17 protein-coding genes are annotated in these 20491 nt (G+C 65.6%); 9 read left to right on the top strand and 8 right to left on the bottom strand.

Features of this window, described 5'->3' with window-relative positions; all coding sequences use genetic code 11:
- The first annotated feature begins 28 nt into the window (after nucleotides 1-28).
- The 7 genes from J2S45_RS09595 (at nucleotide 29) to J2S45_RS09565 (ending at nucleotide 7699) form a co-directional block, all read left to right on the top strand.
- Nucleotides 29-1693 carry a ribulokinase gene (locus J2S45_RS09595; RefSeq protein WP_307635252.1) on the top strand — a complete coding sequence of 555 codons (1665 nt, stop codon included), beginning with the start codon at nucleotides 29-31 and terminating at the stop codon, nucleotides 1691-1693.
- On the top strand, nucleotides 1693-2469 hold the full coding sequence (locus tag J2S45_RS09590) for an L-ribulose-5-phosphate 4-epimerase (RefSeq protein WP_296929552.1): 777 nt from the start codon (nucleotides 1693-1695) through the stop codon (nucleotides 2467-2469). The genes J2S45_RS09595 and J2S45_RS09590 overlap by 1 nt, the downstream gene beginning before the upstream one ends.
- A complete protein-coding gene (locus tag J2S45_RS09585) occupies nucleotides 2462-3946 on the top strand; it encodes a xylulokinase (protein ID WP_307635251.1) in 1485 nt (494 codons plus the stop codon). The genes J2S45_RS09590 and J2S45_RS09585 overlap by 8 nt, the downstream gene beginning before the upstream one ends.
- Nucleotides 3947-3989: 43 nt before the next feature.
- On the top strand, nucleotides 3990-5717 hold the full coding sequence (locus J2S45_RS09580) for a dihydroxyacetone kinase family protein (protein WP_307635250.1): 1728 nt from the start codon (nucleotides 3990-3992) through the stop codon (nucleotides 5715-5717).
- Nucleotides 5718-5780: 63 nt separating this feature from the next.
- The gene (locus J2S45_RS09575; protein WP_307635249.1) at nucleotides 5781-6830 is read left to right on the top strand and encodes an alcohol dehydrogenase catalytic domain-containing protein; all 1050 of its coding nucleotides are present in this window, start codon (nucleotides 5781-5783) and stop codon (nucleotides 6828-6830) included.
- 109 nt (nucleotides 6831-6939) lie between these two features.
- Nucleotides 6940-7470 carry a hypothetical protein gene (locus J2S45_RS09570; RefSeq protein WP_307635248.1) on the top strand — a complete coding sequence of 177 codons (531 nt, stop codon included), beginning with the start codon at nucleotides 6940-6942 and terminating at the stop codon, nucleotides 7468-7470.
- Between the two features lie 91 nt (nucleotides 7471-7561).
- Nucleotides 7562-7699, top strand: coding sequence for a hypothetical protein (locus J2S45_RS09565; protein WP_307635247.1), 138 nt, complete (start codon nucleotides 7562-7564; stop codon nucleotides 7697-7699).
- A gap of 141 nt (nucleotides 7700-7840) precedes the next feature.
- Here the strand turns inward: J2S45_RS09565 and J2S45_RS09560 are convergent, their stop codons facing one another.
- The 7 genes from J2S45_RS09560 to J2S45_RS09530 all read right to left on the bottom strand — a co-directional run bounded on the left by J2S45_RS09560 (nucleotide 7841) and on the right by J2S45_RS09530 (nucleotide 15958).
- Nucleotides 7841-8278, bottom strand: coding sequence for an RpiB/LacA/LacB family sugar-phosphate isomerase (locus tag J2S45_RS09560; protein WP_307635246.1), 438 nt, complete (start codon nucleotides 8276-8278; stop codon nucleotides 7841-7843).
- A gap of 201 nt (nucleotides 8279-8479) precedes the next feature.
- Entirely contained in the window at nucleotides 8480-9460 is a 981-nt protein-coding gene (locus J2S45_RS09555) for a helix-turn-helix domain-containing protein (protein WP_307635245.1), read from the bottom strand.
- 173 nt (nucleotides 9461-9633) lie between these two features.
- Nucleotides 9634-11208 (bottom strand): YfcC family protein, encoded by a 1575-nt coding sequence (locus J2S45_RS09550; RefSeq protein ID WP_307635244.1) that lies wholly within the window; start codon nucleotides 11206-11208, stop codon nucleotides 9634-9636.
- Nucleotides 11208-12143, bottom strand: coding sequence for a carbamate kinase (arcC, locus tag J2S45_RS09545; RefSeq protein ID WP_307635243.1), 936 nt, complete (start codon nucleotides 12141-12143; stop codon nucleotides 11208-11210). The genes J2S45_RS09550 and arcC overlap by 1 nt, the downstream gene beginning before the upstream one ends.
- A gap of 11 nt (nucleotides 12144-12154) precedes the next feature.
- Nucleotides 12155-13150, bottom strand: a complete 996-nt coding sequence (argF, locus tag J2S45_RS09540; RefSeq protein WP_296929729.1) for an ornithine carbamoyltransferase — start codon at nucleotides 13148-13150, stop codon at nucleotides 12155-12157.
- Nucleotides 13151-13480: 330 nt separating this feature from the next.
- On the bottom strand, nucleotides 13481-14485 hold the full coding sequence (locus tag J2S45_RS09535) for a zinc-binding dehydrogenase (RefSeq protein ID WP_307635242.1): 1005 nt from the start codon (nucleotides 14483-14485) through the stop codon (nucleotides 13481-13483).
- Between the two features lie 21 nt (nucleotides 14486-14506).
- Nucleotides 14507-15958, bottom strand: coding sequence for a GntP family permease (locus tag J2S45_RS09530; protein WP_307635241.1), 1452 nt, complete (start codon nucleotides 15956-15958; stop codon nucleotides 14507-14509).
- An 84-nt stretch (nucleotides 15959-16042) separates the two neighbouring features.
- Here J2S45_RS09530 and J2S45_RS09525 point away from each other — a divergent pair, with 84 nt between their 5' ends.
- A complete protein-coding gene (locus J2S45_RS09525; protein ID WP_307635240.1) occupies nucleotides 16043-17566 on the top strand; it encodes a mannitol dehydrogenase family protein in 1524 nt (507 codons plus the stop codon).
- A 52-nt stretch (nucleotides 17567-17618) separates the two neighbouring features.
- Here J2S45_RS09525 and J2S45_RS09520 read toward each other — a convergent pair whose 3' ends face one another.
- Nucleotides 17619-18329: a FadR/GntR family transcriptional regulator gene (locus tag J2S45_RS09520; RefSeq protein ID WP_307635239.1), complete on the bottom strand. Its 711-nt coding sequence runs from the start codon at nucleotides 18327-18329 to the stop codon at nucleotides 17619-17621.
- Between the two features lie 155 nt (nucleotides 18330-18484).
- Here J2S45_RS09520 and gndA point away from each other — a divergent pair, with 155 nt between their 5' ends.
- Complete coding sequence (gndA, locus tag J2S45_RS09515) at nucleotides 18485-20470, top strand: NADP-dependent phosphogluconate dehydrogenase (RefSeq protein ID WP_307635238.1); 1986 nt, start codon at nucleotides 18485-18487, stop codon at nucleotides 20468-20470.
- The last annotated feature ends 21 nt before the right edge of the window (nucleotides 20471-20491 follow it).

Here is a 20491-nt window from a genome sequence, read left to right as displayed (position 1 = left end):
AACGCAGGAGACGCAAAGGAGCGTAAACATGTCGGAAAAGTATCTGGTCGGTGTTGACTTTGGAACCCTCTCGGGTCGCGCCATCGTGGTGCGTGCCTCGGACGGGGTCCAGGTTGGCACGGCCGTGAGCACGTATAAGTACGCGGTCATGGACCGCACGCTGGACGCCGGCGACGGCCAGAAACTGCCGCCGGAGTTCGCACTGCAAAATCCGCAGGACTACATCGACGTGTTGCGAGATGCCATTCCGGGCGCAATCGCGGACGCGGGGATCGACGCGAACGACGTCGTTGGCGTGGGTATCGACGCGACCTCGGCGACCGTGTTCGTCACGGACGCGCAGGGCACCCCGCTGTGCGAGAAGGAAGAGTTTAAGAATAACCCGCACGCCTACGTCAAACTGTGGAAGCACCACGGCGGGCAGGACCAGGCCGATCGGATCATCGCGCTGGCCAAGGAGCGTGGAGAGGAATGGCTGGAGCGCTACGGCGGCATCCTGTCCTCCGAGATGCTCTTCCCGAAGATCCTGGAGACGTACGAGAAGGCGCCGCAGGTGTATGCGGCGGCGGACGTCGTCGTGAACCTGCTGGACTGGGTGACGTGGAAGCTGACCGGCGAGCTGTCGTTCGCGGCCTCCGATTCGGGCTACAAGCGCATGTTCACGGACGGGCACTACCCGAGCCGGGCCTTCTGCGAGGCACTCGCCCCCGGATTCGGCTCGGTGTTTGAGGAGAAGATGAACGCGCCGATCAAGCAGCTTGGCGAAAAGGTTGGCGGGCTGTCCGCCGAGGCCGCCAAGCTGACCGGGTTGCCTGAGGGGATCGCGGTGGCGGCGGGTAACATCGACGCCCACGTGGTCGTCGCGGGAGCGAATGCCGTCAAGCCCGGGCAGATGACGGCGATCATCGGGACCTCGGGTTGCTACGTCATTAACAGCGAGGACTACAAGCCGGTGCCGGGCGTGTTCGGCAACGTGCCCGGCGGCGCGGTCCCCGGCCTGTGGGGCATCGAGGGCGGGCAGACCGCCGTGGGCGACGTCTTCGCCTGGTTCGAGGACAACGCGGTGCCAGAACGCTACGAGCAGGCCGCCCGCGACGAGGGCATCTCCGTGCTGGAGTACATGATGCACCGCGCGTTCGAGATGGAGATCGGCGAGCACGGCCTCATCGCGCTGGACTGGTTCAACGGCAACCGCTCCATCCTGTCGGACGCGCGCCTGTCCGGTTCGATCATCGGCCTCACCCTCCAGACCCGCCCGGAGGATATCTACCGGGCGCTCATGGAGGCCACGATCTTCGGCATCCGCGTCATCATTGACAACTTTGAAGATCACGAGGTTCCGGTCACGGAGATCGTGGCCGCCGGCGGTTTGCTGAAGAATCACCACTTCATGCAGATGCTGGCCGACATCACGCGCCGGCCCGTGTCCGTGTCGGACGCGGAGCAGACGGGCGCGCTCGGCTCGGCTATCTTCGCGGCCGTCGCAGCCGGCGTGTACCCCGACGTCTACGCCGCCGCGAAAGCCATGTCCCACGTGACCGAGCACAAGTACGTGCCCAACGAGGAGGCGTCGAACAAGTACGAGGAGCTCTACGGCATCTACCGCGAGCTTCACGATTACTTCGGCCGGGGCGAGAGGCCCATCATGCATCGGCTGAAGGACATCCGCGCCCGGGCGTTTGAGGAGCGATGATGAAGCTATCTGAGCTTTCTACCCAGGTGCAGGAAGCCGTGGCGGCAGCTCGGCGTGAAGTGTGCGACCTTCACGCCGAGCTGCCGGCCAACGGCCTGGTGGTGTGGACGGCGGGCAACGTCTCCCAGCGCGTTGCGGGAGCGGACCTGTTCGTCATCAAGCCCTCCGGCGTGCGATACGACGAGTTGACCCCCGAGAACATGGTCGTGTGCACGCTCGACGGGAAGAAGATCGAGGACGGGACGGCGGATGCGCTCTCGCCGTCGTCGGACACGGCGGCCCACGCCTACGTTTACCGACACATGCCCGAGGTCGGCGGCGTCGTCCACACGCACTCGCCCTACGCGTGTGCGTTCGCCGCGGTTCACCGGCCGATCCCGTGCGTGCTCACAATGATGGCCGACGAGTTCGGCGGGGACGTGCCGGTGGGGCCGTTCGCGATTATCGGCGACGACTCGATCGGCCGCGGCATCGTGGCGACCTTGGCCGACTCGCGTTCGCCGGCGGTTCTGATGGGCAACCACGGCCCGTTCACGGTGGGGAAGGACGCCACGGCGGCGGTCAAGGCCGCGGTCATGGTGGAGGAGGTGGCCAAGACAGTGGCCATCGTCGAGGGGCTCGGCACGCCGCGCCCGATCGCCCAGGAGCACATCGACACGCTCTACGAGCGCTACCAGAACGTCTACGGGCAAGACGACGACGCGGCGGCTGGCGCTGCGGGCGCGGACGGCGCTGCGGGCGCGGACGGCGTCGTGACGGTGAGTGGCGATGAGTGACCTTGTGATCGCGGTCGATTCCTCCACCTCGGCATCGAAGGCCGTGGTGGTGGATACGGCGGGCGCGGTGCTCGCCGCCGGGCACGCGCCGATCGAACTGCTCACGCCGGGGATGGACCGCTACGAGCACGACCCGCGCCAGTGGTGGTCCTCGACGCACGCGGCGATCACCGAAGCCGTGTCGGGCCTGTCCGCGACGGACAGGGCGCGGGTGCGTGCCATCTGCATCACGCACCAGCGCGAGTCCTTCGCGCTCGTGGACGAGGACGGCGAAGCGCTACGCCCCGCGATCCTCTGGCTTGACTCGCGCGCCGGCGTGCAGATCAAGAAGTACGGCTCGCCTCAGATCCATGAGCTGTCCGGCAAGCCCGCCGACACGACGCCGGCCATCTACAAGATGGCGTGGTTGAAGGAAAACGAGCCTGACGTGCTCGCCCGCGCCGCGAAGGTGGTCGACGTGCACGCCTACCTCGCTAAGAAGCTCGTGGGCCGGTGGGTGTCGGCGACGGGTTCGGCGGATACGCTCAACCTCATGGACATCAGAGCCCAGGACTACTCCGATCAGTTGCTGCAGATCGCGGGCGTGCGCCGGGATCAGATGGCCGAGCTCGCCAGGCCCACCGAGACGATCGGGAAAATTCGGGCGGAGCTGGCATCCGAATGGGGGCTGGGCGAGGCGGCGCTCGTCGCCGGAGTCGGGGACGGGCAGGCCTCCGGGCTCGGCACGAACGCGATCTGCCAGGACACGGCCTACGTCAACGTTGGCACGTCGGTGGTGTGCGGGATCCACTCGCCCACCTTCGCCTTCGACCCGTCCTACCGCACGCTGCTGGCCGGGATTCCGGGCCAGTACGTGCTGGAGATCGTGCAGAACTCCGGCTCGGTGCTGCTCAATTGGTTCCGCAAGGAACTTGGTGACCCGGCCCTTGAGGGGCGGATCGACCCGGAGCTTGACGCGGCTGCCGCGAAGGTTCCGCTTGGCGCCGAGGGGCTGATTACCGTCCCGTATTGGAACGCCGTGCAGTCCCCCTACTGGGAGCCGTTCGCGCGCGGGATCATGGTCGGCTTCGGCTCGGCCCACACCCGTGCCCACCTGTACCGCTCGCTCATGGAGGGAATCGCCATCGAGCTGGCCGAGAACATCCGCCGGGTGGAAGCATCCACCGGGCGCACCATCCGCGAGCTGCGCGCCACCGGCGGCGGCTCGCGCAACCCGCTGTGGCGTCAGATCTTCGCCGACGCCACCGGCAAGCCGATCGTGGTCTCCGGCGTGAATGAGGTCAGCGCCCAGGGCGCGGCCATCATGGCCATGGTCGGCATCGGAGCATTCCCCGATGTCGCCGCCGCCGCCGAGGCCATGACCAGCTTCATCGACCGCACCGAACCTGACCTCGACGCCCACGAACGCTACGGGCAGATCGCGAAGGTCCAGCAGAAGATCTATCCCAAGCTCGCCGAGTTGTTCGGGCAACCGTAAGCGGGCGGGGCACTACCCAAGACGTCTTGGAAAGGACAGAACAATGACGTTCCTCGTCAACGATCCGGAAAAGTTCCCAGCGGAGGCCGTCGCGGGCTTCGCCGCGGCGTACTCGACCTACGTCCAGCCCGTCCACGGCGGCGTCGTGCGAACGGGAGCATCCCCGAAGGGTGAGGTGTCGATCGTCGTCGGCGGCGGTTCGGGCCACTACCCCGCGTTCGCCGGCTGGGTCGGCCAGGGCATGGCGCACGGCGCCGTGTGCGGCAACATCTTCTCCTCACCCTCGGCGTCGCAGGCGACCTCCGTGTGCCGCGCCGCCGACAACGGCGGGGGCACCATCATCATGTTCGGCAACTACGCCGGCGACGTGCTGCATTTCGGCAACGCCGCCGAGCAGTTGCGCGCCGAGGGCAGGGACGTGCGGATCTTCACCATCTCCGACGACATCGCGTCCAACACTGCCGACAATCACCTCGACCGGCGCGGAATCGCCGGCGACCTGCTCGTGGTCAAGACCACCGGCGCCGCGGCCGCCGAGGGCATGGACATCGACGCCGTCGAGGCCGTGGCGACGCGCGCCAACGCGCGCACCCGCACGCTCGGGGTAGCGTTCACCGGCTGCACCTTCCCCGGCGCCAGCGAGCCGTTGTTCGAGGTCGAGCCCGGAACCTTCGGCCTGGGCCTGGGCATCCACGGCGAGCCCGGCATCTCCGAACACGAGATGATGAGCTCGGACGACATCGCGGCCATGATCATCGGCAAGCTGCTTGAGGAGGAACCCGAGCGCGGGCAGGGCGACCACCCCTACACCGGGCGCGTGGCCGTGCTGGTCAACGGCCTGGGCGCCACGAAGTACGAGGAGATGTTCGTCTTCTACGGGGCCGTGAAGCGGATGCTCGAGGAGCGCGGGCTGACGATCGTGGGGCCGGTGGTCGACGAGCAGGTCACCTCGCTCGACATGGCCGGCGTCTCCCTGTCCCTCATGTTCCTCGACGACGAACTCGAGCGGCTCTGGCTCGCACCCGCCGACACCCCCGCCTACCGGGTCGGTAGCGTTGGCGCGGCGCGGGCCGGGGAGCGGCGCGTCGTCGTCGACGAAGAGCAGGCGGCGATCGAAGCGGGCGCCCCGGAGTCGGCCGAGCAGGCCAGGGTGGTGGCCCGCGTGCTGGCGGCCTTCGAGGAGCGGGCGCGCGAGGTCGAGCACGAGCTGGGGCGCATGGACTCCGTGGCAGGCGACGGCGACCACGGGCAGGGCATGGTGCTCGGCGCGAGCGCGGCTGCTAAAGCCGCGCGCGAGGCCGTCGACGCCGGGGCCGGGGCCCGCACCCTGCTCGCGCGGGCGGGCGCCGCCTGGTCCGAGGGCGCGGGCGGGACCGCCGGTGCCCTGTGGGGCGGGGCGCTTGCCAAGGTCGGCGCGGGCCTGAGCGACGATGCCGCCACGGACGAGGCGGGCCTGCTTGCCGCCGTCGTCGACGGGGTGCGATCCTTCGTCACCATGGGAGGGGCGCAGGTGGGAGACAAGACAATCGTCGACGCCTCCGAACCCTTCGCCGAGGCGCTCGCGGCCGCCTTCGACGCGCCCGGTGGTGCGCTCGTGGACGCCTGGGAGTCGGCCGCGCAGGTGGCCGAGGACGCCGCCGCGGGGACGGCGCGCTTCGCCGCGACGAAGGGCCGCGCCCGCACGCACGGGGAGAAGTCAGTGGGAACGCCGGATCCCGGCGCCACCTCCTTCGCTATCCTGATGAAGGTAGTCCCGCAGGTCATCAAGTAGTCCCTTTCACAAGATTTGCCCGGTGGGGGCGCAGCGCCGCCCCCACCGGCACAAGGAGGAAATATGCTCGCCGCACAACTGAACGCACCCCACGACCTCGAACTCGTCACCAAGGATCGGCCCGCCCCCGGGCCAGGCGAAGTCCTGCTCAAGATCGAAGCCAACACCCTGTGCGGCACCGACTACCGCCTCTACACCGGTGCGAAGACGACGGGCGTGCGCCCCGGCGTCGTGCCCGGTCACGAGCTTGCCGGCAGGGTTGCCGCCATCGGGGAGGGTGCGATCGACATCATGCCCGGCCTCGAGGTGGGCAGGCAGGCGACGGTGTCGATCGTCGTCTCGTGCGGATACTGCCGCAACTGCCTGGCCGACCGCGAGCACCTGTGCCTGAACCTCGAGCTGTTCGGGTACGGCATTGACGGCGGCCTGCAGGAGTACATGATCGTGCCCGAGCGAGCGTTGCGCCGCGGAAACCTCTTTCTCACCGACGCCGAGCTCGACCCGCGGGCCCTGTGCCTGGCCGAACCGATCTCGTGCTGCCTCAACGGGCTTGATCAGTTCAAGGTCAACGCGGGGGAGACTGTTGCGGTGCTTGGCGCCGGGCCCATCGGGCTCATTCACGCCCAGCTCGCGCTCGCCAGCGGAGCGAGCCACGTGTTCGTCTCGAACAGGGGTGAGGAGCGACGCAAGGTGGCCGACCGGCTCGGCGCGATCGGCGTGGGGCCGGACGAACTGCCCGCGCGGGTGGCGCAGGCGACGGGCGGCGCGGGTGCCGACGTCGTCATCGTGTGCATCGGCGCCGAGGAGCTGGCTCAGGACGCACTCGAACTCGCCGCCGACGGCGGGCGGGTCAGCTACTTTGCGGGTTTCCCTAAGGGATCGAGCTCGCAGATGGAGCCCAACCTCATTCACTACAAGGAGCTGGCAGTCACCGGCGGGTCGAATGCCCGGCGCCGGGACGTCAGGCGTGCGATCAAGCTGCTCGAGGCGGGCAAGATCAACGTGGACGAGATCGTCACCCACACGTTCCCTCTCGCGCGGGTGGCCGAGGCCTATCAGGCGCTCCACGACCGCCTGGGCGTCAAGATCGCCGTGGTACCCGGGGATGAGTAGGGCGGCTTAGGGCGGCTACCTGGGCGCGGCGCCCAAACGGGTGTGAAACGCCGCACTTTATGATACCGTTGTGGTGCGGGTCATACTTAGTGGCTCGAAGGTGCTATATGTGAAAGGTGGTCTCAATATGCTGATGAGAAGGTCGATTACTGCGATTTCTATCTCTATGCTGATGGTTCTAGCGGGGGGCGTTGCCCAGGCCCAAGCGGCAGATGCGTCAGATGAAAGAGAGATCCTTGTCTCGGAGACGTCTTTGTCCGAAGGGTTGGATCCTAGTTTAATCGAATTGGAAAGTGGTCCTGATCCATTGTTTCTTATCTCGGATACCGAAGATGGTTCTGGTTCAGTGGCACCTCTTTTCCATGTTGGGGTCGGGCGCTATCTTTATATCTACCTGACTCCTCGCGATTGGAATTTTGTCTCATCTGTTGGTTGGGCTGCGGCTGGGGGCGCCCTGTGCACACTGGCTGGTGGGGGGCCGGCGGCTGGGGCCCTTTGCGGTGCGGCTGGTGGAGCTTTGGGCTGGTACCTGTCGGATAAGACCGGGCCAAAGGGAAATCAGTGTGCTGAGATTAAGATGAGAGCGTGGACATCACCGTTTGGGTACAAGGTGATTAACAAGCCATGTTCTGAGCTCTAGTGTGCGGGTTTTGTCTTACTAAGGGGTGATCGCAGTGCGTTCCGCTACTTTTTTCAAACAGGCAGGATCCATCCTGATTGGTGGGGGTGCGATGATGGCGATATTGGACCTCATCGATACGCGTGGTCTCCTCGTCCACGGGATCGTCGTGCTCGCCGTGGGCGTGGCCCTGGTGATTTGGGCGAGAGAGAAGGAGAAGGGCGAGGGAACTGGCGGGAAAGATTGCTAGCTGTAAACCGCCGATGAGGCGGGCCAACGAGGGCAAACCGGCCACGCCAGCGTTGCAGCCCGCAAAGAAACTTGGGGCACTTACCGCGATATGGTAAGTGCCCCAAGCTGTGATCGGTGGCGTCAGGTGCGCTGGTGGCTCCTACTCGCCGCGCTCGAACTCGCAGATCCGGTTGACCTTGTCCTTCGAGCGGCTGTTGGGGTCGAAGGTGTACTTGAGGTATTCCTCGAGTAGCTTCTCGGCCAGCTTGGTGCCGATCACCTGCGAACCCATCGCGATGAGGTTGGCGTTGTTCGATAGCACGGCGCGTTCTGCCTGGTAGACGTCGTGGATGCACGCGCAGTAGGCACCCTCGACCTTGTTGGCCGCGATCGACACGCCGATGCCTGTGCCGCACACAAGCACGCCGCGGTCGTAGTCACCGGCCGCTACGGCGGTGGCGACGTCGAAGGCGACGTTGGCGTAAATGGGATCCTCAGATCCGAGGTCGGTCACCTCGTGGCCGAGTTCGGTGGCCTTCGCCATAAGGACCTGCTTCAGCTCGGAAGCGTTGGGGTCACATCCAAATGCCAGTTTCATACCTGCTCCTTTGACGGGGTCTAGCAATACCCCCAGTCTAAGACGCTCTGCTCACCCGCGAAATGGTTGGCGGATCTGTGCCCTTAAGTGCACGCCCGCGGGGCGACGGGCACGTTGGTCCGGTGGCCGAGCCTGGCCGTCCGGCTGACCGGCTGACCGCCCGGCCGTCCGGCTGGTTCCGGTGTCGGGCGGCCAGCGCGACTACACCCCGTGCCAGAAGTCACGAACGAGCGAGTCCCGGTCCTTGTGGGAGGTCTTTTGCAGAATGTTGTGCACGTGAACCTTGACGGTCGACGGCGAGATGTACAGCTGCGAGGCGATGGCGGTGTAGCTCTTGCCGCGCATGATCTCGGTCAGGATCTGCGACTCGCGTTCGGAGAGGGAAAAGCGCGTGGCGAACAGATGGACCTCGTTGTCGAGGAACTTCTCCCGCGCGGGGGTGGGCCCAGCCGGGGCGCTTTCGTAAAACAGCTGCAGACGACGAACGGCGACGCGTACAAACCAGAAGCCGATCCCCAAGACAAGCGCGTTTTCAACAAAGTTGCGCTCGGGCATGAAGGGCGGCGCGCCCGTCACCTCGAGTGCTGGCCGAAGGTACAAGAAGTAGAGATTCCATATGATTGTGCCCAGCGCCCCGACAAACATGTAGAGCACGAGCGGCATGTGAGTCAGCTGGCGCTTGCGTTCCATTGGATCTGAAGTACGTACGAAAACCCAGGCGTCGAATGCAACCATGGCGAGCATCGCGAGCGAACGCATGGTAAAGAAGACGAACTCCCGGTCTCGTGGGGTGTCTATGACGACGTAGGCGAATGCGGAGCCGAGAACAAAGAGCGCAACCGCGATCTTTGCAGGCAACATCGATCGTTCCAAGAACCTGCATTGCATTGCCCACAGGCAGCCAAACACGCCCGCGCCCAAAAGCACTGACTCCACGGGAGATGTGATCGAGTAGAGGCTGCTGGCCGCAGAGCTATGCGGGTGGACGTAGGCGGTACGAAACACCAGGGTCACGTCGAAGAAATAACAGAAGAATGCGGCTGTTGCGAGCGCAAACATCTTCTGGCGTGTGACGACAAAAGCCGAGAATGACACCGCCGAAATGAACAGTGCACACACGAACACGATCATGGTGTAGAAGAAAACGATCAACCCGATATCCCCCTTGATTCCGGGGCTCATCTACTGTGATGGAAAGCAAGGACAAGACATTCTACCAGCAGGAATGCACCCCAAGCTAGGATGCACGTGCGACAATCGTGCCCGGCGGATGCGGGCAGGCAATGCAGGCGGACGCGGGCAGACGGCTCGCACACACCGTCTGCCCGCACGCTTGGGAAGAACCCGTCCATCGCCTAGCTGGAGACGATGACCGCCGTCGCGCAGAGCACGCCGCCGAAACCGAGAACGAAAAGCACCATCGGCCACACGAAGCGTAGCCAATGTGAGTACTTCATGTTCAGCATCTGCAGCGTCGCCATGACCAGGCCGGTCGGGGCGAGGAAGAGCATCGCGTACTGGCCGTACTGGTATGCCATGACGATGATCCAGCGAGGCATGCCGACGGCGTCGGCGAGCGGAGCGAAGATCGGCATGGCGAGCACCGCCAGGCCCGACGACGACGGGACCACGAAGCCGAGGATGAAGAACACCAGCATGAGCATGATGATGAAGAGAGGACCCGACATGCCGGACACCATGGTGGTCAACGAGTTCAGGATGGTGTCCGAGATGAGGCCCTCGTTCATTACCAGGTTGATGCCGCGGGCGAGGCCGATGATCAGCGACACGGCCACGAGTGAGGAAGCGCCCTCGGAGAAGGCGTCAACGAGGGCGCTCTCCGACAGTTTCTCCCTGCCCAAGGCGGCGATCAACATGATGATGATGGCGATTACCAGGAATGCGGCGGCCATTTGCGGGAACCACCATCCGGCAGCCATGACGCCCCAGACCATGATGACGAAGGCGGAGACGAACAGCACCAAGATGATCTTCTTTTCCCAGTTGAAGTCCTTGATGTCATCCATGGAGGAATTCATCGCCCACCGCTTGGTGAAGTCGGCGTGATCCTCCCACGTGTAGGAGAAGGCCGGATTATCCTTCACCTTCTTCGAATACCAGTGGAGGTAGAAGACCACGACGACGCCGCCAACGATCAGGCCGGAGAAACGCCACCAAATGCCCTCGGTGAATTGGATGCCGGCGGCGTTGGAGGCAATGACGGAGGAGAATGGGTTGACGGTAGAGAAAGTCGTTCCCATCGAACCCGCCAGGAAGATCGCGCCCACTGAGACGATCGAGTCGTAGCCGAGGGCGAGGAAAATCGGCACAAGGATCGGGTAGAACGCGACGGCTTCCTCCTCGAGCCCGCACAGCGATCCGCCGGCCAACATGAACACTGCGACGAAGAAGATGAGCGCGAACTCGTGGCCTTTCGTCCGTTTCGTCAGTGCCACGAGGCCGGACTCGAAGGCTCCCGTTTTTCGCACGACGCCGATCAGCCCGCCGAGGACGAAGATGAAGACCATGACGTCCACGGCCTCGATGGTTCCGCGTACCATCGCGCTTGGAACGTCGGTGAATCCGGCGGGGTTTTGCTCGAGGCGCTCGTAGGAGCCTGGCACGGAGATCGGCTTGTTTAGCGCACCGGAAGTGAACTGCGTGATGTCGAGGTCAACGCCTAGATCCTCCAGTGATTTTTGCTCGGCCGGGAGCGACTGAGGGTCACCCTTCGGGGGAGTGAGCACTAGGCTCGAGCTGTCCGCGTCGTATGACAGTTTGGCGTACTGGCCGGCCGGAATGGCCCAGGTGGCCAGGGCCGCGATGATCGTCAACACGAACAACACGGTAAATGCGCTCGGAACCCGCAGTTTGAACTTTCGTTTTGGCGCGCCGACCTGCGGCGCTTGGTCTTGTTTGACGTTGCTCATTATGCGCTCCGGATGACCGTGCCTGTGAGGCCCTTGAGGCCGTCGGCCGCTTTTTCAAGGGACGTGATGATCGCGCGTTTGCCCGGATTGTCCTCGACGAATTCGAGGCAGGCCTCGATCTTCGGAAGCATCGAACCGGGTGCAAACTCGCCGGCGTCGATGCGCTCTCGAGCCTCGCTCGTCGTCATGTGAGAGATGGCTTCCTGATGGGGCGTATTGAAACCGGCGTAGGCCTGCTCGACCGCGGTGAGGATGAGTAGGGTGTCCGCCCCGAGTTGCCCGGCGAGGAGCGCGGCGGTGCGATCCTTGTCGATCACGGACGCGACGCCGTGGTAGTGCCCGTTTTCCTCGACGATGGGGATGCCTCCGCCGCCAGCTGCGACGACGACGGCGCCGTCGTCGACGAGCGATGAGATCACGGGAGCCTCAACGATCGAGACCGGCTTTGGCGATGCGACCACCCATCGCCAACCTCGCCCGGCGTCCTCGACGTAGGTGTTGCCGGTTTCCGCGTGGAGCGCCTCGGCCTCCTCCTTCGTGTAGAACGCGCCGACGGGCTTGGTGGGCGTGGAGAACGCCGGATCGTCCTCGTCGACAACTACCTGCGTCACGACCGACACGCACGGCTTGTCGATACCGCGCGAGCGAAGCTGTTCGCCGATCGCCTGTTGGAGGTGGTAGCCGATGTAACCCTGCGACATGGCGCCGCATTCGGCGAATGGGATCGACGGCGTCGTGGAGGACTTGGCCGCCACGTCAGTGGCGACCTTGATCATGCCTACCTGTGGTCCGTTGCCGTGGGTGACGGTGACCTGGTTGCCCAGCTCCACCAGATCAGCGATTGGGGATGCCGTGGCGGCGATCAGGTCGAGCTGTTCCTTGGGGCTCTTGCCCAGCGCGTTACCGCCGAGCGCAACAACGATATTCTCTGTCATGGATGGCCGCCTCAGGAAAGCGTGGCGTACATGACGGCCTTGATGGTGTGCATGCGGTTCTCGGCCTCGTCAAAGACGCGCGAGCGCGAGGATTCGAAGACCTCATCCGCGACCTCCATCTCGGTCACCCCGAACTGTTTGGCGATGTCGGCGCCGATAGTCGTGTTGACGTCGTGGAAGGAGGGCAGGCAGTGCATGAAGATCGCGTCCTCTCGTGCCTTGTTCATGAGCTCCGTGGTCACGCGGTAGCGCTCGAGCAGCTTGATGCGCTTCTCCCACAGCTCCGCCGGCTCGCCCATGGAGACCCAGATGTCGGTGTAGATCACGTGCGCGCCCTCGACGGCCTCCTCCGGATCGTCCGTCAGGGTGATCTGCGCCTGTGTCTCCTTCGCAATCTCACGGCAGGTGGCCACGAGGTCTTCGGCGGGCATCTGCTCCTTAGGACCGCACGCCACGAAGTGGAGGCCGAGCTTGGCACACACCACCATGAGCGAATTGGCGACGTTGTTTTGCGCGTCGCCCATGAACACGAGTTTCTTTCCCGTCAGCCCATCGGGGAAGTTTTCTTCGACCGTGAGCATGTCGGCCAGCATCTGCGTGGGGTGGAACTCGGTTGTCAGGCCGTTCCACACAGGAACTCCGGCTTTTGCGCCGATTTCTTCAACGATATCCTGGGCGAATCCGCGGTACTCGATGCCGTCGTACATGCGCCCGAGCACGCGCGCCGTGTCCTCAATCGACTCCTTCTTGCCCATCTGCGACGAGCCGGGGTCGAGGTAAGTCACGCCCATACCCAGATCGTAGCCGGCTACCTCGAAGGCGCATCGCGTGCGAGTGGAGGTTTTTTCAAAGAGGAGGACGATGTTCTTGCCCTCGAGGTATTTGTGAGGGGTTCCCGCCAGCTTCATCGCCTTAAACTGCTTCGACAGGCGTAGGAGATAACGGATCTCGTCGGGCGTGAAGTCGAGGAGCTTGAGGAAGTTCCGGCCGGAAATTGACACTGGCATGATGGGTTCCTTTCGGTGATGGTTGCGTCCGCATCGTTGCGGACGTGTTCGCCACATCGTTGTGGCGCGGTGAAACCACTGTGCACCGACCCAAAAAACCGTGGCTAGGAAACGTCAGGTCAAACCCGGTTTAAATCTCATCAGGGGTGGTTTAGGGCAGGCTAAACCGCCCCTGAACCGGCGCAAATTAGCCGATTCTGGGGCGGTGGATAGCTGGTGTGGGGCGGGCGGCCAGCGCCCCTAGCTGGTGCGGATCGCTCCGAGCCGCTCATCTTGGCGGTAGGCGACGGGGCCCAGGCTCATCGCCCAGGCCCCGCACGCTAACGCCCGCTATGAAAGGGCGACGAGCACCTTCCCCGACTCCTGCGAGTTCTTGGCGATCGCAAAGGCGGCCGCGGCGTCGTCGGCTGGGAAGGTGTGGGTGACCACGACGTCGGCGATCTCGGGGCGCGCGGCGAGCAGGGCCACGGCGTCGGTGATCTCGTCGTCGAAGCGGAAGGTCGGCCGGAGCTGGACCTCCTTGGAGATGATGGTGGCAAGCGCGATGGGCTGCGGGCCGGCGGGGAGCATGCCCACCTGCACCGCGATTCCCCCGCGCTCGATGGCCTCGAAGGCGGTGTTGATGGCGGCGGGAACGCCGCTGCACTCGAGCACGGTGTCGAAGTAGAAGTCAGGCAGGTGCTCGACGTCGGTGCGCACCACCCGATCCACCCCGAGCGCCTTCGCGCGGGCGAGCGGGCCATCGAGGACGTCGCAAACCCAGACCTCGGCGGCCCCCTTGGCCTTGGCTCCAGCCGCGGCGAGCAGCCCGATCGGCCCGGCGCCACTGACGAGAACCTTGCGCCCCTCGACGCCTCCGCCGACGTTGATCGCGTGGAGACCGACGGCGAACGGCTCGGCGAGCGCGGCGGTGGTCAGCTCCATGTCGTCCGGCACGGGGACAACCATGAAGTCCTCCACGAGCAGGTACTCGCTCATGCCACCCTGCGTGTGAGGCCAGGTCGAGGCCGAGCCGAGGTAGCTGCCGTTCGGCCACAGGTGGCGGCCGTACTTCTGGGAGGGCGTGCCGAAGCGCGCCGGGTGGACGGTCACCTTCTGCCCTTCGGCGTACGTGCCGGAGGGATCGTGGGCGACGACGCCGGACAGCTCGTGGCCGGGGATGAGCGGCTCGCGCACGACGAACGCGCCGTTGGCTCCCTGGAAGTAATAGTGCAGGTCGGAGCCGCAGATCCCGGCGTGTGAGACCCGGATGAGGATCTGGCCGTCGCCGGCCTGCGGTGTGGGGACTTCCTCGATGCGGAGGTCGTCCTTGCCGTGAATGCGTACTGCCTTCATGATGTGCTCCTTGGGCTGAACTTAGAAGAGGAAGAAGATGGGTAGGGTCAGGGCGAAGACCATGACGGACTCGAGTGCCTGCTGGGCGGTCCACGTCTTGAGCGTGGTCTTGACGTCCATGCCGAGGAGGCGGCCGACCAGCCAGAAGCCGGAGTCGTTGACGTGGCTGGCGAACACGGAGCCCGCGGCACACGCCAACGTGATGGCCACGATCTGCATGGAGGAGTAGTTCCCGGCGAGCACGGCGGGAGCCATGAGGCCCGCGGCGGTGGTCAGGGCGACCGTGGTCGACCCCTGTGCCAGGCGCAGCATGAGCGCCACGAGGTAGACGGCCAGGATGATCGGGATGCCCAGGCTCTCCATCTGGGAGGCCACGGCGTCGCCGATGCCGGAGGCGCGTAGCACCCCGCCGTACATGCCGCCGGCGCCGGTGATGAACACGACCGAGGCGATCGGCGCGAGCGAGGAGTCCACGAGCTTTTCGAGGGCGGTGCCGTGGATGCCGCGGGTGGAGCCGAGCACCGGCAGGGCGACGAGCACGGAGATGAGGAGCGCGATGCCGGACTTTCCGACGAACGTGAACGCCTGCGCCCACGCCTCGGTGCCGGTGATCATGCCGGCCTTGGTGGCGAAGTCGACGCCGGTGTTGAGGAAGATGAGGAGCATCGGCAGGAGCAGGATCGCGACCACGGTGGAGGTCTTGGGCGGGTTCTTCACGTCGTGGCCGTCGCGGCCGAACACGGAGCCGACCACTTCCGTGAAGTTGTACTTGCGGCTGACGTACTTACCCCAGAGGTAGCCGGTGACGTAGAAGGTGGGGATCGCCACGACGACGCCGACGATCACCAAGAGTCCGAGGTTCGTGTTGAAGAAGGTGGAGGCGGCGACGGGTCCGGGGTGCGGCGGCACGAACACATGCATCACCGAGAACGCGGCCGCGGTCGGGAAGGCGTAGAGGAGGATCGGCCCGCCGAGGCGAGCGGCAACGGCGAACACGATCGGCAGCATGACCACGAGGCCGGCGTCGAAGAACATCGGGAAGCCGAGCAGGAGGGAGGCGACGCCGAGGGCAAGCGGGGCGCGCTTCTCTCCGAATTTGTGGATCATTGAGTCCGCTAGGGCTTGGGCGCCGCCGGAGTGCTCGATGAGTTTGCCGAGCATGGCGCCGAAGCCGACGAGGATGCCGACGTCGCCGAGCGTGGATCTAAAGCCGCTCATGACGACGTTGTAGAGGGAATCGGTGGGGATTCCGGTGGCGATGGCGGTCAGCACCGACACGAGGACGAGGGTAACGAAGGCGTGTAGCCTGAATTTGATAATGAGGACGAGGATGAGCAGAATACCCGCTGCGGCGATGCCGAGGAGCGGACCTGCTGACAGAGTCTGTTCCCAGTTTTCCATGATGTTCCAATCCTTGGTTCTCTCGGCGTTGAGGTAGAAGTGTGGGCGTCGTCGCCCGAACTTCCGAACCAATATTCATATGATACTACGAATTATCTGGTATCATACAACTTGTAAGCCGCAAAACAAAGTGATTTCTTTGCAAAGGTGGAACGAATGTCACGAAGCGCTACTTCTCAGTCCCCCAATTCACGTCATCTTCCGCGCCTTTCCCGCGCCACGCTCGCAGGCCATCGCGATCTGCGGATCGGGGCGCCCGCCCCAGAACAAACCGGGATCGTTCACATTGGGCTCGCCCAGTTTCATCGCGCACACGCCGCCGTGGCAACCGCGCAAGCCCTCGCCGTCGAACCGGGCCCGTGGGGTATCGTTGGCGTCGCCTCGCATTCGCCGCGCGTCGCAAACGCCCTGTCCGAACAGGACTTCCTCTACTCCGTCCTGCAGCTGACGCCGGACGGCGAGCAGGTCGGGGTGGTGGACGTGCACCGGCGCACGCTCGTGGCGGCGCAGGACCCGGCCGCCGTCGTCGCCGCCATCGCCGACCCCGCACACAAGATCGTCACCCTCACCGTCTCCGAAAACGGTTACCGCAAGGACCCCGAGCGCGTCGGGCTCGACCTCACCGACGCCGAGACGCTCGCCGACATCGCGAATCCGTCGGCGCCCACGACGACGATCGGGCTCGTCGCGCGCGGCCTCGAGCGCCGCTACGCGCAGGGCGGGGCCCCGATCACGATCCTGTCCTGCGACAACATGCAAAGCGCGGGCACGCTCACCCACGCGCTCGTGGTCGAGTTTCTTACCCGCGCGGGCGCCGACGCGCCCATGCTCGCGTGGCTCGGGGAGTCGGTGACGTTCCCCAACGCCATGGTGGACCGGATCGTGCCCGCCACCACCGACGCCACTCGCGAGCACGTGGCCGAGCTAGCCGGCTATTGGGACGAGGTTCCGGTGCCGGCGGAGGCCTTCACCATGTGGGTGATCGAGGACAAGTTCGCCGCGGGCCGCCCGGCCTGGGAGCACGCCAAGGGCGTCATCTTCTCGGACGAGGTGGAGAAGTATGAGCAGGTCAAGCTGCGCCTGCTCAACGGTTCACACTCCCTTATCTCCTACCTCGGGGCGCTTGACGGGCGCGAGACGATCCCCGCATCGCGCACCCAAGACTTCGTGGAGGCGTGCGTGCGGCGCGCGATCGAGGAGGAATTCCTGCCCTCGATTGACCTGCCCTCCGGCTTCGACGCGGGTGCCTACGTGGACCAACTCTTCGTGCGCTGGACCAACTTCGCACTCGGCGACCTCGTGGCGCGGGTGGGCTCGGACGGTTCGGCGAAGATCCTGCAACGCGTGCCCGTGCCGGCGCTGCGCCTGCTGCGGCAAGGTAAGATGCCGCAGCAGATGGCGCTGCTGGTGGCGGCCTGGATCGCGTGCGTGTGCCCGCCGCGGGGCTTCGTGCCCGGGCCGATAGCGGAGGCGATGGTCGAGCCGAAGCGGGACTTCCTGGCGGCAGCCACGGCGGGGGCGACCAGCCCGGCCGAACACGCGCGGGCCGTGATGACCTCGGGCTTGTTCCCGCAGGAACTGGCCGAGCGCGAGGAGTTTACCGCCCGTGTGGGTGAACTGCTGGACCTGATCGTGCGGGGCGGGGTGCGGGCGGCTGCGGCGCAGGCCCTCGGCGCCTAACCAAAGAAAACATGGCCCCCGGGGCCTAACGAAAGGCCCCGGCGGCGTCGTTCTAGTCGAAGCGGAGCACGTTGGGCGTGCGGGAGTCGAAGGCGGTGCGAACCTCGGCGACGATGTCGCGCATGGCCTCGCGTGCCGTCGTCGTGTCGCCGGCGTAGATGGCGCGGGCGATCGCCTCGTGGTCGCGCAGTGCGCGGGGCTCGGGGCGCGGCGGCATGAGCATGTTCTCGGCGCGCCACTTGAGCACGGCCTCGATGGTGGAGGCGAGGGCGACGAATATCTCGTTGCCCGAGGCGGCGAGGATGAGGGTGTGGAAGCGGACGTCGGCGTCCATGAACTCGTCGGTGGTGGCCACCGATCCGAGGCGGGTGAGCTCGGCGCTGAGGGCGATGAGCTTGTCGCGCTGGTCGCGGGAGGCGAACTGGGCGGCGAGTTCGGCGGCCATCGGTTCGATGGCCTCGCGAAGGTCGATGAGGGAGCGTATCTGGCGGTCGCTGTGCGGGCCGCTCAGGCGCCACCGGATGACGCGCGGGTTGAGCACGTCCCAGTTCTCGAGGCCCTGGATGATGAGGCCGCGGCGTCGTTGGGGGACGACGAAGCCGCACTCCTCGAGGCTGCGCTGGACCTCGCGGGCGACGGTGCGTGAGCAGGTGAATTCCTCTTCGATGTCCGCGAGCGTGATGGCCTCGCCGGGGGCGAGTTCGCCGTTGGCGATGCGCGGCCCGAGGACCTGGAGGATGTCTTCGAATCGTGAGTTGGTCATCTGCGTCGTCCGTTTCCGTTCAACACCATATGCAAGTAGTCTCTTAGCTTGCGAATAGTATTACCTTTGAGGTATTTTGATAAGTATACGGCGTCAAGTTTACCACTGCGGCGGCGTGATTCATCGTACGAGCAACGAAGCTGGGGATTACGAAAATGGCTGAAACAATTCACGTTGTCATCATGGGAGTGGCCGGCTGTGGCAAGACCACCGTGGCCGGCATCCTCCAAGATCGCTGGGGATGGGACGTCGCCGAGGCTGACGAATTCCACCCGCAGGCGAATGTGGACAAGATGCACTCGGGCATCCCACTCACCGACGAGGACCGCTGGCCCTGGCTCGAAACCATCCGCGCCTGGATGACAGAGAAGGAAAACGAGGGAAGATCGACCATCGTCACGTGCTCCGCGCTGAAGAAGAGCTACCGCGACGTGCTCCGCAGGGGAGGCGCCCGCGTCCTCTTCATGCACCTCGACGGCGACCGCGACCTGCTCGCCTCCCGCCTCGCCGCGCGCACCGGCCACTTCATGCCCGCCTCCCTCCTCGACTCCCAGTACGCCACCCTTGAGCCGCTCCAGCCCGACGAGCTCGGCGCTGTCGTGGACATCGCGGGCACACCCACCGAGATCGCCAACGACGTCCAGGCCAAAATCAAGCACATCCTCAACGCGCGGGGCGCCGGCAACGACGACGCGCACGCGACGGCAGACGTGGGCGTGTACGGGCTGGGCGTGATGGGCGCGGCGCTGGCGCGCAACCTCGCAGGCCACTTCACCACGGCGGTGACCAACATTGACCCCGCCTACACCGACCGATTCATGGCGGCTCACGGCGGCGAGGGTCGCTTCGTGCCGGCCGTGGGCGCCGCCGAATTCGTGGCCAACCTGCGCCGCCCGCGGAAGATCCTGCTCATGGTCACCGCGGGCCCCGCCGTCGACTCCGTGCTGGCCGAGCTGTCGGAGCACCTGGATTCCGGCGACGTCGTGGTGGACATGGGCAACTCCCACTTCCGTGACACCCGTCGACGCGAGGTCCTCATGCGCCAGCGGGGGATCCACTTCGTCGGGTGCGGAACCTCGGGCGGCGAGGAGGGGGCACTCACCGGTCCGGCCCTCATGGTGGGCGGAACGGATGAATCATACGCGGTACTGCGGCCCGTCTTCGAAGCGATCGCCGCACGGGCCGGCGATGGGACAAGCTGCGCCGTCCACGTCGGCCCCGACGGCGCCGGCCACCTCACCAAGACACTACACAACGGCATCGAATACGCGGAGATGCAGGTCATCGCGGAGGTCTACCACCTCCTGCGCCACGTCCTTGGGCTTGATAACGACGCCGTAGCTGACGTCCTCGACGGCTGGGCCGGCGGCGAGCTGTCCTCCTACCTGCTCGAGATCAGTGCCGCGATCCTGCGCACCGGCGGGAACTTCATCGAGCAGATCAGCGACCGGGCCTCCCACAAGGGCACCGGCGCGTGGTCGACGGTGGCCGCCGTCGAGCTGGGCGTGGACGCCAGCCTGCTGTCCGGAGCTCTGTTCGCGCGCTTCGCCTCGACCTCGCGCCTGCGCGGGGCCTGGGCCGCGGAGGGTGCCGCGGGTGGTGCCGCGGCCAGCGCTGCTAGCTACGCCGCCGGCGCGGTGGGCGACGCTCCCCGCCCGGGCGGCGCCTCCGCCCTCGCCGTCGACCTCGACGCCGAGGACCTTCGCCGGGCGATGTGGCTGGCCAAGCTTGTCGCCTACGCCCAAGGCCTCGAGGTGATCCGGGCGGCGTCGGCGGCCTACGACTGGAACGTTGACCTCTCAGCAGTGTGCCGGGGCTGGCGCGCCGGCTGCATCATCCGATGCGCGATGCTCGACGAGTTCGCACGCTTGGTCGAGTCCGGCGACCCCATGGACATCCTCACCAAGCACTCCGCGCGCGTGGAGGAATACCTGCCCTCCCTGCGCAAGGTGGTAAGCGCCGCAGCCCTCGCCCAGGCGCCGATCCTCAATCTGCCTGCCACCCTCGCCTACCTGGACTCGGCGCGCTCGCGGCGCCTGCCCACCGCCCTCATCCAAGCCCAACGCGACTACTTCGGCGCCCACGGCTTCGAGATGCTTGGCAAGGAGGGCCTCTTCCACGGCCCCTGGCACCAGAACTAGAGCGCAAGCGGGTGGGCCCGG

The sequence above is a fragment of the Trueperella abortisuis genome (assembly GCF_030811095.1).
In the GTDB taxonomy this organism is placed as follows: Bacteria; Actinomycetota; Actinomycetes; order Actinomycetales; family Actinomycetaceae; genus Trueperella; species Trueperella abortisuis.
This window is presented reverse-complemented; position numbering and strand designations above follow the sequence as displayed.